12 protein-coding genes and 1 tRNA gene are annotated in these 14,828 nt (G+C 45.1%); 4 read left to right on the top strand and 9 right to left on the bottom strand.

The features are described from left to right. Window positions 1-450 precede the first annotated feature (450 nt). Complete coding sequence (locus tag PN462_RS01205) at window positions 451-1,191, top strand: sulfite exporter TauE/SafE family protein (protein WP_272126031.1); 741 nt, start codon at window positions 451-453, stop codon at window positions 1,189-1,191. Between the two features lie 62 nt (window positions 1,192-1,253). On the opposite strand, the gene PN462_RS01210 is transcribed toward PN462_RS01205, so the two are convergent. The 7 genes from PN462_RS01210 to PN462_RS01240 all read right to left on the bottom strand — a co-directional run bounded on the left by PN462_RS01210 (window position 1,254) and on the right by PN462_RS01240 (window position 7,940). Then, window positions 1,254-2,240: an ADP-ribosylglycohydrolase family protein gene (locus tag PN462_RS01210; protein WP_272126032.1), complete on the bottom strand. Its 987-nt coding sequence runs from the start codon at window positions 2,238-2,240 to the stop codon at window positions 1,254-1,256. Window positions 2,241-2,606: 366 nt separating this feature from the next. Beyond that, on the bottom strand, window positions 2,607-3,686 hold the full coding sequence (gene fba, locus PN462_RS01215) for a class II fructose-bisphosphate aldolase (protein WP_272126033.1): 1,080 nt from the start codon (window positions 3,684-3,686) through the stop codon (window positions 2,607-2,609). Window positions 3,687-4,128: 442 nt separating this feature from the next. Then, a complete protein-coding gene (locus tag PN462_RS01220) occupies window positions 4,129-5,175 on the bottom strand; it encodes a class I fructose-bisphosphate aldolase (RefSeq protein ID WP_272126034.1) in 1,047 nt (348 codons plus the stop codon). A gap of 575 nt (window positions 5,176-5,750) precedes the next feature. After that, a tRNA-Lys gene (locus PN462_RS01225) sits at window positions 5,751-5,822 on the bottom strand. Window positions 5,823-5,901: 79 nt separating this feature from the next. After that, window positions 5,902-6,315 (bottom strand): hypothetical protein, encoded by a 414-nt coding sequence (locus PN462_RS01230; protein ID WP_272126035.1) that lies wholly within the window; start codon window positions 6,313-6,315, stop codon window positions 5,902-5,904. A 217-nt stretch (window positions 6,316-6,532) separates the two neighbouring features. Further along, window positions 6,533-7,420 (bottom strand): hypothetical protein, encoded by an 888-nt coding sequence (locus tag PN462_RS01235; RefSeq protein WP_272126036.1) that lies wholly within the window; start codon window positions 7,418-7,420, stop codon window positions 6,533-6,535. Window positions 7,421-7,433: 13 nt separating this feature from the next. Continuing rightward, on the bottom strand, window positions 7,434-7,940 hold the full coding sequence (locus tag PN462_RS01240; RefSeq protein ID WP_443029029.1) for a hypothetical protein: 507 nt from the start codon (window positions 7,938-7,940) through the stop codon (window positions 7,434-7,436). A gap of 142 nt (window positions 7,941-8,082) precedes the next feature. Here PN462_RS01240 and PN462_RS01245 point away from each other — a divergent pair, with 142 nt between their 5' ends. Both PN462_RS01245 and PN462_RS01250 read left to right on the top strand, forming a co-directional pair. After that, the gene (locus PN462_RS01245; protein ID WP_272126039.1) at window positions 8,083-9,315 is read left to right on the top strand and encodes a glycosyltransferase family 4 protein; all 1,233 of its coding nucleotides are present in this window, start codon (window positions 8,083-8,085) and stop codon (window positions 9,313-9,315) included. 100 nt (window positions 9,316-9,415) lie between these two features. After that, window positions 9,416-11,131, top strand: coding sequence for an asparagine synthetase B family protein (locus tag PN462_RS01250; protein ID WP_272126040.1), 1,716 nt, complete (start codon window positions 9,416-9,418; stop codon window positions 11,129-11,131). 235 nt (window positions 11,132-11,366) lie between these two features. Here the strand turns inward: PN462_RS01250 and PN462_RS01255 are convergent, their stop codons facing one another. Beyond that, window positions 11,367-12,542: a tetratricopeptide repeat protein gene (locus PN462_RS01255; RefSeq protein WP_272126041.1), complete on the bottom strand. Its 1,176-nt coding sequence runs from the start codon at window positions 12,540-12,542 to the stop codon at window positions 11,367-11,369. Between the two features lie 192 nt (window positions 12,543-12,734). On the opposite strand from PN462_RS01255, the gene PN462_RS01260 reads away from it, so the two are divergent. Further along, window positions 12,735-14,354, top strand: a complete 1,620-nt coding sequence (locus PN462_RS01260; protein WP_272126042.1) for an adenylate/guanylate cyclase domain-containing protein — start codon at window positions 12,735-12,737, stop codon at window positions 14,352-14,354. Window positions 14,355-14,560: 206 nt separating this feature from the next. Here PN462_RS01260 and PN462_RS01265 read toward each other — a convergent pair whose 3' ends face one another. Further along, window positions 14,561-14,809: a DUF2281 domain-containing protein gene (locus tag PN462_RS01265; protein WP_272126043.1), complete on the bottom strand. Its 249-nt coding sequence runs from the start codon at window positions 14,807-14,809 to the stop codon at window positions 14,561-14,563. Window positions 14,810-14,828 lie beyond the last annotated feature (19 nt).

The following is a 14,828-nucleotide window of genomic DNA, read 5'->3' on the forward strand; positions in this document are numbered from 1 at the left end:
AGATAGGGGAGATAGGGGAGATAGGGGAGATGGGGGAGATGGGGAGTAACAACTGGTAACAGTTTACTGTTTACTCTCGGTGAAACTAAAAATTGCTGAAATTTGGCTGAAAGCATTACTCTGATTAGTTTCTGTCCTTCTTCTTAGGTTAACTTCCTCCTTATTCCAACATCTGCCATCTGCCATCTGCCTTCGGATGCTGATTACTGTTCCCAGTTCCGGAGTTCCCTGTTCCCTTGCCTTACAAGCAAATAAACACTTTTTCAGCAAGGCTTAATTTCCATTATCCATTACCAAAAACCAAATTCTTTATATTTTCTTTCTTTTTTCTATAAAGATTTTTTAAGATAGGAAAGGAGTCATCTAGATTTATGTGCTATTGACTTGGGGGAATATCTCCCAGCTAGATGGCTCAACAATATACGCTTGCTTGAGACTATAAATAAAATTGTGACTATTCTTTGCTTCATCCTTGCCAGTAGTGTTGCTTGGTTTATCAGTAGTTTAGCGGGGGGAGGTAGTCCCCTCATTCTCATCCCCGTTGTCAGCCTCTTGGTTGGGACTGCTTCTATCCCTCCCATCATCACCACAGGAATGCTGTTTGGCAATGCCCAACGGGTGGGAATTTATTGGAAAAATATTGATTGGTATGTGACGAGTTGGAATTTACCAGGGGCTATTGCTGGTGGGGTATTGGGGGCGTTTGTGTTGAGTCGTACTCGTATCGAATGGCTGAGTGTGCTGTTGGCGTTTTTCCTTATTGCTTCGGTGATCAGTTTCCTGTTTCGGAAAGAGACGGGAGGCTTTTCGGTGAAAGCCTGGTATTTTCTGCCCATTGGCTTCCTCTATGCCTTCTTTTCCGGTTTAATCGGCAGTACGGGCCCAGTTTTAAATCCGTTTTATCTCAATTACGGTTTAGTGAAGGAGGAAATGATTGGCACAAAGTCTCTTAATGTGCTGGTGGTTCATATTGCGAAAATGATCGCCTATGGACTATTTGGGGTGTTAAATATGACGGATTTAGGGTATGGATTGGTGATCGGGTTGGCGGCTTTACCCGGTAATTGGTTAGGACAAATTGTTCTACAGCACATGAGTGATCAACAGTTTCGCCAAGTGGTGATGACGTTTGTGGCCTTTAGTGGGGCGTTTATGTTGTGGCAACAACGGCAGTTTTTGGTGTTTTGGTAATGGATAATGGATAATTGAATAATCAGGAGTTTAAACAATTACCCATTCCCTATTCCCCATCCCTAAACTTGTACTTCTACCCGTTCGTCTAGACTTTCTAGGGTTTTGGCGTAACGGGTGGCGAGGTTGAGGATGTCGTAGAATCGGGCAATTTTTTGAATCCAATCGACGGACATATCTTTGGCCCCATAATATAATCCCGCTAACCCTCCTGTAACTCCGGCGGTGGTGTTGGTGTCGTCTCCTAGGTTGACGGCTTTTAAGACGGCTTCTTCGTAGGAGGAACTATTATATAAACACCAAAGGGCGGCCTCTAGGGTTTCTACGGAACGGCCATTGGAGTGAATTTTACTTTCGGGTAAGTCAATAATGTTTCCTCTCAGTAGTCGGAGGAAGTTGTCGAGGTGTTCGCTGTATGAACTGTGTTCGTAGAGTTCTCCCACTCGTTGGACACTTTCGAGATAGGCGTTTCTGGGGGATTGGCCGTTGAGGAGGGCAATGGCAGTGGCCACATAAAAACTACAGGCCATTTGCGATCGCGGATGACGGTTGATCATGGCTGCGACTTTATGCACTCGTTTAATCAGGTCTTTAAAATCGAGATAAGGCTCACAAAAGGCCAAGGGTAAGACGCGAGTTAACATCCCACTATTAGAACTGCGATCGCTGGGTTCTCCACATTGCGCTGGAGGAGTCCCTTGTTGTAATCGATCTAGAATTTCCGGAGGAATGCCTCCCACTTCAAAGGCCGTGCCGCGAGGAGTCCACAGTTGGCCGTTGTGCCATTGGATCATAGCGATCGCAATATTCCGTAACAACAGAGAGGAAGACCATTGCCCCTGGGTGAGGGCTTCAGTAATACAAAAGGGAATTGAACTACATTCCGACCAAGTACCAGGCGGTTGATCATAAAGCCCATTCCCTGTCATCGTCGAGAGTGGAGATTGTTGAAAATCGCTTCGGCAGGTGTATTTGACGGGAATCCCTAGGGCATCTCCGATAGCAATTCCTAAAATACCTGAAAGGATTTTTGACTTTAATTGTTCCATAGGTCTAATTTCTACAAGGCGGAGGTCTGTTCCACAGCGCACAGACTCCCGACGGACAAAGGGGTTACGTTTGCTGTTGGCAAAGGCCGGCTCTGCGTTACGGCGAGCAGATAGACAACAGAGACATAAGGCGCGATCGCAACAGTCGTTGGTCTTATACGCTTTTGTCTTATACGTTTTGTGAAAGCGGAAATCCGTAAATTTGTAGAGTCGCCCTGATGAAATGCGTTCCTAAAAATATTGTATCTAACTGACCTCCTCATTTGTTCTTCCCCACAAAAAAAACTGGAGGAATTTCCCCCAGTCTTTTGGCAAAATTACGGATTTAAGGCCAACTGAACCTAAAAACCTACAAAGTGTTACCGTTTACACAGCAACTTTGCTTTTGCTTTTCGGACTCAGTTCACCGCTTGCATATTTCGCAGCAAACTCATCTAAGGTTTGTTGCTTGATTTTAGTGGCGTTTCCAGCCGTTCCGAAGGCTTGGTAACGCTCTAAGCACACTTGTTTCATGTACTTGATGGAAGGCTTCATGAAGTGGCGGGGGTCAAAGTTTTGGGGGTCTTTGGCCGCAGCTTCACGAATGGCTGCGGTGATGGCTAAACGGTTATCGGTGTCGATATTCACCTTGCGTACACCACTCTTGATGCCTTTTTGAATTTCTTCGATGGGAACACCATAGGTTTCGGGGATTTGACCACCGTATTCGTTGATCATATCAATCCATTCCTGGGGAACGGAAGAAGACCCGTGCATCACTAAGTGAGTATTGGGCAGACGACTATTAATTTCTTCAATTCGGCTAATCGCAAGGATTTCACCAGTCGGCTTCCGGGTGAATTTATAAGCCCCGTGACTGGTCCCAATCGCCACTGCAAGGGCATCAACTTGAGTCCGTTCTACGAATTCTACAGCTTCGTCAGGATCAGTCAGGAGTTGTTCACGACTGAGTGTTCCTTCAAAACCGTGGCCGTCTTCTTTATCCCCTTTCATGGTTTCGAGAGAACCTAAGCAACCCAGTTCTCCTTCTACGCTAGCCCCAACGGAGTGAGCCACGTTAACCACTTCTGCGGTGACGTTCACGTTATAGTCAAAGCTAGCCGGGGTTTTGGCATCTGCTTCGAGAGAACCGTCCATCATAACGCTAGTGAAGCCGTTACGAATGGCAGAGTAGCAGGTGGCAGGGCTATTCCCGTGATCTTGGTGCATCGCAATGGGAATATGGGGATAGGTTTCAACAGCCGCCGTGATCAAGTGACGGAGGAAATTTTCTCCAGCATACTTCCGTGCGCCGCGAGAAGCCTGTAGAATAACAGGGCTGTTCGCTTCATCGGCGGCCTGCATAATGGCAATAATTTGCTCCATGTTATTGACATTATAGGCAGGAATACCGTAATCATTTTCTGCTGCGTGATCCAGCAATAGCCGCATAGGGACAAGTGCCATCTATTTTCCTCCTTGAATTTGATGAGAATTTGAACTGTGAGAATTTGAACTGTAACGTCTTTGCGTTCTAGTCTTTGCGTTCTAATCGTTTGCGCCCTAATGGTTTAGGAACTCAAACTGAGTGTGACATACTGCCACACTGACTGCAACCAGTACAGTAAACGAGCGGATTTGTTGTTTATTTTAAATTTTTAGAATATTTTAACAGCTATTGCGCAATTTGATGTATTAATTTTTGATGATCCGTTTGGAGGGAGGTGGTGTAGTTGATGGTTGATAGTGGATAGTTGGTTGAACCATTTCTCAGTTCTGGAGTTCCCTTGTCCGGAGATGGGGGAGGTGGGGGAGAGAACCAACAACAAAGAACAAAGAACCCATAAGATAAAAAACCCCCCAGTCTTGAAAAACTGGGGGAGACAGAAGAATAATACAGGAGAGAAGGTTAGGCCGTTACAGCCGCCATTTCTTTCTCTAGGTCAGGGGTGTACTTCCCATCGTGGGCCGCAGCGTTGCACTTCGCACGATGATGGAGGAGTTTTTGTGCAGTGGAAACGTTGCTGCTTTGACCTTTCCAATGTTCTAAAGCCGGCCCTTGAATGGCCCGTGCATAGGAGAAGGTGATCGGCCAAGGTGCTTGTTCAGCATACTTGATGTTCATGGTGTTCAAGTGGGCTGAGGCTTTTTCGTTGCTCTGTCCACCGGACAAGAAGGCAATTCCTGCGACTGAGGCAGGGACGTTATCCATTAAGCATTTAACGGTCATGTCTGCCACTTGTTCCACGCTGGCCTGTTGTGGACAGTCTAACCCGGAAATTACCATGCTGGGTTTCAGGATCATTTGATCAAAGGCTACCCCTTGGGTGGATAGGTGGTTAAAGACAGTCCGTAAGGTGCGGGAGGTGACATCAAAACAACGCTCGATGGTGTGGTCGCCATTGATGAGGACTTCTGGTTCAACAATGGGGACGAGGCCACCTTCTTGGCACAGTGCTGCATAGCGAGCTAAAGCGTGGGCATTGGCTTCGATACACGCATCAGAGGGGATACCTTCACCAATGGTAATTACTGCCCGCCATTTGGCGAATCTTGCGCCCATTTGATAATATTCGGTGATGCGATCGCGCAGTCCATCTAATCCCTCGGTGACTTTTTCCCCAGGATGGCCGGCCAAGTCTTTCGCCCCAGTATCAACTTTAATACCCGGAATAATATTTTGCTCTTTCATGACGGCTAAGAAGGATGTGCCGTCTTCTTTGGATTGACGAATGGTTTCGTCGTATAAAATAGCTCCACTGATATAATCCCCTAATCCCGGAGTGGTGAGGATTAATTCCCGATACGCACGACGCATGGCTTCGCTAGGTTCAATGCCTATTTTGTTGAGGCGTTTGTTGCAAGTGCCATTACTTTCGTCCATGGCTAAAACCCCTTGACTGGGGGCAACCATCGCTTTCGCTGTGGCTCTTAGCTCTTGTGCGTAGGCGTTCATAATTGTTATAAAACCTTGTTAACGTTTCTCCGTAGACAACATAGCAATTGATAGATGGGTTGATCTATCCCTCGATCGATAGGCATGGGGATCGCTTTTTAAGATAATTTTAAGGAATTGGGGTTGATTTTTGTTTCTTTGGATAGAGATTTGGGGGGGATTGGTTTTAGGTTCGTTATAATTGGTAAGGTTAGGCAAGGTAAGGTTATGAGGGGTAAATTTCTAACTTTTGACTGATGCCTAATTCTGGAGATACGATGCAAGTCAACTCAAGGTCAACCCCGCAATATGATCAAGACCCATTAAGGGATGTTCCATGAAACGAAACGTCCCTTTAAATAAATGTGGGTTTCGGCGATGGTTTGGAGGTTTGTTTTTCTAGGTTGAGTCTTCTAGGTTGAGTCTTCTAGGTTGAGTCTTCTAGGTTGAGTCTTCGTGCTTCCTTTGCCCAAATCTCTTGACAAAACGGGCGTTTTCTGTTAAGAGCGAATAGACTAAAAATATATACTAAAAAAAATAACCTAAAAAAAATAACCTAAAAAAAATAACCTAAAAAAAATAACCTAAAAAAAATATGGGTCGCCTGGGACTCGAACCCAGAACCAATCGGTTAAAAGCCGAGTACTCTACCATTGAGCTAGCGACCCATGTGATGTGCTTTCCTTCGCACGGTTAACCAGTATAATACAAAAAAATAAAATAAAGCAAGGGTTGAGCCAATTTTTTTTAACAAAAGTGGGTAGGGGTGGAGTGAAAGAGGGCTAAAAGCCTGTCAAATAGGGGTTCTCCGGCACGGGTTTTGAGGATGTGGTGGGTGAGATGAAAAAATTCTCTGTCGGGGGTGCGATCGCTTTCTATAATTTTACTGGCTGGATAGAAGGTGAGGTCATCGGTTTGCAGTTCATTGGTTATTCCAGTTTGCCAGCGATGGCATTTTCGGGACCAGGAGAGAGAATGGCCCCGTAGGGTTAACTGAAACCATTCAATCTGCTCCTCTCGTAACTCCACAAACAGATCAAAATAAGGCTCTCCTCCTTGAAACCAAATGCGTTGCACCTCATCTGGAGCATTGTGGGTTAAAAGGTTTTGGTCAATCCGTCGGAGGGAATGACCTAACGCAGTGATTTCAGCTTGCTCCATTGGTGTGATAGGAATAGACAGCAACACAGGAATTAGAGAAACGCAACGACTATTCTGTTTTTTCTCAGTTTCCCTGTGAGATCAGGACAATCTATTGTTATCTTAACCCCAGTTGATAGTGGATAGTTGATGGGGAAACCACAAAGACACAAAGGACACAAAGGGGAGATGGGAAAAAACCAATAACAAAGAACCAACAACCAACAACCAACCAATACTAAATCTCTGCAAACGCCCGGTCAATGAGGCGTTTGGCTAGGGTTTGTGTTCCGGTGTGTTCGTAGTAGTTGGTACTCATGTCGAGGAAAGCGGCCACGTAGTCGAGTTTATCATCAGCACCTTCAATGAAACCGCCGATATTGTTGAGGATACGATCGCGGGATAAATCCCGTTCTTCCACAAAACCCTGCATCCACCCCGTCGCAGAGTTGAAACTTTCTCCAATAAACCCTAACTTATTCTCCGCATCTTCCCCCGGAATCACCCCCTCAAGGCGACTATACACGGGATGTCCCTGAATTTCAGAAGCGTTAATCCTTTCAATGGTGGATTGGACTTTTTCAACAAAATCTGGGCCCAAGGGAATAAGCGCGTCCAGACAGATTAATGCAGACATCCGCATGAGGGATTCTCCGCTATAATCGCTCAGGGAGGCGACGAAATCCCCGATGCTATCCCCCGGAATGCCGTTAATTTGGCAAAAGGCGAGTAATTCTACGACTAATTTTAGGGCTAAATCAATGCTTTGGGCTTTGTCGGGCTTGGGGGTGAGACGGTTGAGGAAGCCGAATAATTTAATTTTTTCCCCGACTTTATTGGCTAAAGCGGCTGTTCCCAAGGCACTATCGACATTATCGACGGTTTGATAGAGCCACATGGCCCGTTGATAGCCTTGAGATTTGTCATTGTAGAGCCAAACCGCGCGATCGCCAATTTGCTGGATTAAGTCCTCATCTTCCTCTCCCGTTACGTGACGGATGGTTTCCTTAAACCCGACAATATTTTCCCATTCCCCAGGGACTACGAAATCTAAGGCATTTAACACCCGTACTGTCATATTATGTTCGGGGAGTTCATCAACAAGCTCATAAATGGGTTTACTCATGGTTTAATCTCCTTTATTCTGCTAAGGCGGCAATTCTGGACAGGTCGAATTTGGCTAACCAATTTTGGCGATCGCTGTCTGTAAATGAATCATCCCGCGACTGGACTTTCACCTGAAAGCGGTCTTTCACCAATAACGTATGGGTGGTTTTGCCTTGGGTGACAACGGGATACCCTTGAATTTTCTGGGTACTCTGGTCAAATTTTTTCGCTGCGTTGGGAGTGCTGGAAATATCGGAAATGGACATCACGGCCACTTCCGTGGACCCCCGTTTGATCTTCGCTTGGGCAAACCCCTTCTTCTCCTGGGCAAAAACAACTTTATAGTTATCCTGTCCTTTGGGGAAATATTTGTTAAAACTCCCTCCCTTTTCCGCATCTTTGGAAACCGCTTTAGCTCCGCGTTCGGTGCTTTCTTGTTGGGCCTGCTGGAAATCGGACGGAGGAGCAGACGTACAAGCGGTTAACAGTAATAACGCGGAGAGCAGAAAAGCGGTCAAAATTCTTCTAATCGTAAACATAGGCGCGTGAAAATGTGAATTAAGATAAACTCTCCCTATTCTGACCTACAAATTAGGGAATGAAAAGGCGACAATAGGAGATGAGTCCCTGTCTCATCACGGTTTTCCGGTCTTTTTCAACGTTCTCTGGATTAAACAGCGTATGCGTATTTTACTGTACTCCTATAATTATTATCCCGAACCGATTGGCATCGCACCCTTGATGACGGAGTTGGCAGAGGGGTTGGTGCAACGCGGCCATGAGGTGCGGGTGGTGACGGCCATGCCTTGGTATCCGAAAAGTGAGATTTATGAGCCGTATCGGGGTAAATTGTATTGTACGGAGGAACGGAATGGCGTAAAGATTCAACGGTGTTACGTGCGATCGCGGCCTCAACGCAGTCTTTTCAACCGGGCCCTATTTGAACTCAGTTTCATGGTTTTGAGCTTTTTTCAGGCATTACGAGGACGGCGGCCTGATCTCATTTTTCTCACGGTCCCTGGTTTACCCGTCGGGGTCCCTGCGTCGATTTTAGGCTTTCTTTATCGCTGTCCCATTGTTCTCAATTTACAGGATATTTTACCCGATGCGGCGGTTCATGTGGGCTTAATTACCAATCAGTTGGCCATTAAGATTTTTTCGGCGTTGGAGCAATATAATTATCGCACTGCCACCAATATTGCCGTCATTTCTGAGGGGTTTACTGAGAATCTTTTGAGTAAAAATATTTCTGAGGATAAAATTACGCTGATTCCTAATTGGGTGAATGTGGATTTTATTAAACCTTTACCGCGAGAGCATAATTATTTTTGCCAAGAGAATCATTTAGCGGGTAAATTCGTAGTTATCTATTCCGGGAATATTGCTCTAACTCAAGGATTAGAGACCGTGATTGATGCGGCGACTTATTTACAAGAAGTTCCGCAAATTGCCATTGTCATTGTAGGGGAAGAAAAGGCGTTACAACGGTTAGAGAATTACTGCTCGAAAAAAGGGGCAATGAATGTTATTTTAAGACCCTTTCAACCGCGAGAAAAATTACCCGAAATGCTTTCTGCGGCAGATGTAGGATTAGTGGTACAAAAGAAAAATGTAATTGCCTTTAATATGCCCTCTAAAATCCAAGTTTTATTAGCCAGTGGACGGGCAATTATTGGCTCTGTGCCGGACTCTGGGACGGCAGCACGAGCAATTCGTGCCAGTGGGGGAGGGGTGGTTGTTCCCCCGGAAGATGCCCGCAGTTTGGCCGCCGCAATTCAGGATTTATATGAACATCCAGAGCAGGTGAAACAATTGGGGAATGCGAGTCGTCAACAGGCGATAAAGAATTATTCTTTTACCTCAGCTTTAGACCGTTATGAGGCTTTATTTAAACGCTTGCTTAGGAGTCATTAAAGCCATTTTTGGGCTGTATTTTCTCTAGTCTTAGAGCGACTTGGCTTTTCAAGGAAACCTATGGTAAAGTTTCTCAAGTCTATTTCCTGCAAGCGTTAACATGGTGCTAGACAACATGGTACTAGACAGTTGGTTCTTTTCACCGAAAAAATTCGCCCAACGGGAAGTGCCAGTTAATCCTAATTGGTTACTTCATTGGGGTGCATTTACCAATACCTTAAAACCGAATTTTAGTCAAGATAATTTTCATATTTTTAAAACCAAACCCACCCAAAGTCCCCATCAACGGTGTTGGGTAGTGGGAGAGTTTTGGTTGAGTAATTTATCGACTCTTTTGTCTCAGTTAAAGTTGAAGACAGGAGACGCAAGTCAAGTGGTGGCCTGGTTGTGGGAACGGTGGGGGGTGGACTGTTTGGAGGAGTTGGAGGGGATGTTTGCGTTTGTGGTGTGGGACCGACAGACGGGACGGTGTTATTTAGTGCGCGATCGCACAGGAACTCGTACATTATATTATCTCTGGGATGGGTCGAGTGCGTGGATTGCTCCCCGCTTACAAAGTTTAACCCCTTACCACGGACGGGAATTAGATTTAGTGGCCTTACGGGACTATCTCTGTTGTGCATTTGTACCAGGGGAACGGACCTTATGGAAGGCAGTACGAGAATTACGCCCAGGAACGGTGTTATGCTTACCAGAGGGGAGTGTGAAATCTTATTGGCAACCTCAAAAACAGATTGAACCTCAAGATTTTACTTGGCATCGTCAGCAATTACGTTTTCAATTAGAACAGGTGGTTCAGGACTATTTACCCCCCAGTACCCCCGTTGGGGTTTATTTATCAGGAGGGTTAGAGTCTAGTTGTATTACCGCATTAACCCGACAATTTCACCATGCTCCCATTCACACCTACTCCCTGCATTTTGGGGAGCATGATCCCTATGAGTTGGCCGTCTCTAGTCTCGTTGCACAGCATTGTCGCACCCAACACCATGTTTTAGAGATTACTCCCCAGCAAATTTGGGAGCAATTACCTGTGACGTTGGCCCATTTAGATAATCCCATTGGTGATCCTCTCACGGTCCCCCATTATCTCTTAGCGCAGGTGGCCCGGGATAATTGCCAGGTGATTCTCAACGGGGAGGGGGGTGATCCCTGTTTTGGGGGACTGAAAAATCAACCCATGATCCTTGAGCAGTTTTATCAGTGGGAGGAGAGGAATATTCTCTGGTCCTATCTGACTTCCTTTAAAAAATGTGCCACAGACTTACCCTATTTACTGAAACCGGAGATTTGGCAACAAGTCCAGTCCTATCCTTGGGTGTTTGGGGAGGAGTTAGGGGGGGATGCACAGTATTTAAACCGTTTGATGTTGTTGAATATTAAGTTTAAGGGGGCCGATCATATTTTGACGAAGGTGAATAATTTAACTACGTCGGCCTTTTTAGCGGGACGCTCTCCGTTATTTGATGCTCGCATTGTACAACGGGCCATGGCAACTCCACCTCAGTATAAGTTGGCCAAAGCGGAGGAGAAAGCGGTGTTAAAGGAGGCCGTGCGGGATTTATTACCGGATATGATTATTGATCGACCGAAAAGCGGGATGGGAGTCCCGGTGCAATCTTTTTTCCGCAATTACTGGAAGGGGAAGGCGAAAAAGTTGTTATTATCGAGGGATGCTGCGATCGCGCCCTATCTGGAACAAGAGATCATCCGCGACTGGTTAAATTTTCGGGGAGATACCTGGGGTCGCTACGGTGCTAAATTATGGTTATTGGTGAGTTTAGAGCTTTGGTTACAAATCCACCGCAAGAGTTAGATGGTTAACTCCCTAGTCTCTCAACCTGTTAAAAACAGGTTTAAGCTCTTAGCCTGGGGTTTTAACCCAAGGGGTATCTTAGCCTGGGGTTTTAACCCAAGGGGTATGATGTGTAACGAATAGATGGTTAACTCCCTAGTCTCTCAACCTGTTTTTAACCGGTTTAAGCTCTTAGCCTGGGGTTTTAACCCAAGGGGTATCTTAGCCTGGGGTTTTAACCCAAGGTGGACAATTATCAATTATTTTGCAAGTCCCGTAAATAGGATAAAACCTGCTGATAACTCACCACATCTCCCCGTTGCTCAAACAGAGTCGCGGCCTGCTGAAAATCTGTAATCGCCCGTTCTATGTCCCCCGCCCGAAGGTACAATAAACCGCGAAGGCGATAGGCTTCCGCTACTTGGTCATCCAACACTAAGGCTTGTTGTGCATCCGCCATAGCCTTGTCATAGTCCTCTAAATCCCAGTACACTTGGCTACGATAGGCATAAGCTAGAGCAAACCCCTCATCCCGTTCTATGGCTTGATTAAAGTCTGCTAACGCTTTCTCATACTCCTCCTGCAATACCCACACCTTACCCCGTTGAAAATAAGTCTCTGGGTTGCTAGAATCCAGTTGAATGGCGTTGTTAAAAGCAGTAATTGCACCGGGTTCATCCTCTAGTAATAATCGCGCTAAACCCAATTTTGCATAGATTTCACTGCTTTCCCCTTCCCGTCGTAACACCTGCTTAAAATCCGCAACTGCACCCAAATAATCCCCCGTTTCCATCTTCTCCTCTCCCCGTCTGCGTAACTCCGCAACCGTCATATTGGGAATTGCTTCTAATTCCTCGACAATGGCCGTCGCTTCTTCAGCAATGGCCGGATCTCCCTGTTGCTGGGAAAGTTGGGCCCCTCGACGGAAATCTTGAATTGCACCGTCAATTTCCCCTAACTCCCGTCGGACATACCCTCGATTAAAATAAGCAATAGCTAAACTGGGATCAAGTTGTATCGCTTGGTTTAAGTCTGCTAATGCGGCCTCATACTCTTGTATCCAAAATCGGGAAGTCCCCCGTCGGTTGTACGCTTCCGCGTTATCTGGGTTGATGCGAATGGACTCGGAGAAATCCGCGATCGCTTTCTCATACTCCTCCACATGAATCCATAATAACGCCCGATTGTGATACGCCCAAGCATTATTCGGATCAAGTTGTATCACCCGATTTAAGGCCGCCATCACCGAGGGATCATAGTGGGCCAAACGCACAGGAGAAGTAGAATAGACAGTAGTGGTGCGTATAGACTCACTTGCATGAGCGAGTGGGGTGGTGGGATATCCCAATAGAGTCACCAACAGGAGACTCGCAAACCCAATTCCCTGTTGTGTTTTTCCTATTCTACAAAATGCTTTTAATCGTTGCTCCATGGCCAAACCTCCCAAACGGTAAACCCCTCAAACAGGCATTATCGAATTATGACTTTTTGAGATGAGCAAAGAAACAACTCACTCAATTCGTCTCAGAAGACCCAACTGTTGGCTTTGTTTCTTTTCCCGAAGATTAGTCCTATCTTTCCGGATAATCCCTCAATTTACCTACCTTAACGTAATTCAGTAAAAATGACCTCTACTCCTGATGAACAATATCTTGGAAATATTCTAATTGTCGATGATACGCCCGCCAACTTGCGCTTATTATCCAAAATGTTGAGCGAACGGGGATATAAAGTGCGGAGTGTCATGAATGGAATGATGGCTTTAAACGCGGCACAGGCGAAACTTCCCGATTTAATTCTTTTAGATATTAGTATGCCAGAAATGAGTGGCTACGAAGTGTGTGAAAAACTCAAGGAGAATCCTAGAACCGCCCATATTCCGGTAATCTTTCTCAGTGCTTTAGATGATATCAATGACAAGGTTCATGCCTTCAGCACTGGAGGCGTAGATTATATCACAAAACCCTTTCATTTTGAAGAAGTTTTAGTGCGAGTTAATAATCACTTGACCTTGCAAAAAGCTCAAGATGAATTAGAGCGTCAATCGAGAGTTTTAGAGTTTTTTGGACACAATTTAAAAGAAATTCATCGCCTTAATACTACAGAATATAACAACTTTGCCGACCGAACCCAAGATTACCTGAAAACCGGAGCAGAATTATTAGGATTTGTCGTCGGTTTTATGAGTGGAATTTCTGGGGATCAATATACCATTGAATCGGTTTATTCTTTAATGGATTTTGTCAAGGTGAGAGATCAGTTTTCTGTAGCCGATACCTACTGTGCTAGAGTGCTTCAAAATGCAGAGACAGTGGCTTATGATCGGGTAACAGATGTGGCAGAATTAACCCATTGTTGCGAAACTGCATTTTATAAAAAATATAAATTTGAAGCCTATTTAGGGACTCCCATTTGGGTGAATAATACAATTTACGGCACATTATGCTTTGCTGCTTCCTACCCAAGACTTGAGGGGTTTTGTACTCAAGAAAAAGAAATCATTGAACTCATTTCTCAAAGTTTAGGAAAAGCCATTTCTGCTCACCAAACCGAACAAAAACGACGAGACGCAGAAGAAGCCTTACGCATTGAGCAGCAAAAATCAGAGCAGTTATTATTAAATATTTTACCCCAAAAAATTGCCAAACGCCTCAAACAAGTTAAACAATCCATCGCCGAACAATTTAACGAAGCGACCATTCTCTTTGCGGATATTGTCGGATTTACCCAGTTAGCCACGCAAATTAAACCCATTGAATTAGTTAACTTTCTCAATACTATTTTTTCCAAATTTGATTCCATGGCAGAATCTATGGGAGTAGAAAAAATAAAAACTGTCGGGGATGCTTATATGTTGGCCGGGGGATTACCCGTAGAACGAAAGGATCATGTGAGTGCCATTGCAGATATGGCCTTGGCCATGCAAGACACCATTCAAAGCTATTCTATCGCCATTGAGGATGATCAGTCCCAGAGTCATCTACAATTTCAAATTCGCATGGGAATTCATACAGGGCCTGTGGTTGCGGGAGTCATTGGGACTAGCAAATTTACTTATGATCTCTGGGGAGATACTGTTAATGTGGCCTCCCGCATGGAGTCCACCGGAGACCCCGGTAAAATTCAAGTGACTGAAGCAGTCTATCAGGTTCTCAAAGCGGATTACTGGTTAGAAGAACGGGGGAAAGTCGAGGTCAAAGGAAAGGGAGAAATGACCACCTACTGGTTATTAGGAAAGAAGTAATGCTCCCTTTAGATACCTTGGGTTAAAACCCAAGGCTAATAGCTGAAACCCGTTAAAACGGGTTAATAGATGTAAGCATTCAGTCGGAGTAAGCTGCCTTTAGATACCTTGGGTTAAAACCCAAGGCTAATAGCTGAAACCCGTTTTAACGGGTTAATAGATGTAAGCATTCAGTCGGAGTAAGCTATCTTTAGATGCTTGCTGTTTCATTCAAATTTTTGTCTTTTGAGTTCTTGCTTTTTCATTGATAAATCTCCTGGCCCCTCGATACATCCAACCAAATCTCCAGCCGCTTCTAACGCGGACATGGGACGGCCATCCGGGTGTTGAAATTTTTTGGTAGGATACTTCTTGAGCAGAAATTCGACATAATCAAGAACTTGCTGCTGTTGGGGTTGGGGTAAGTCTTTGATTTTTTGCGCGATCGCAGCTTCTAAACTCACTACAGATTCCATTCTTTTTATCTCCAAACTG

Origin of the sequence: Spirulina sp. CS-785/01 (assembly GCF_028330525.1) — a bacterium.
Classification (GTDB): domain Bacteria; phylum Cyanobacteriota; class Cyanobacteriia; order Cyanobacteriales; family Spirulinaceae; genus JAQMSD01.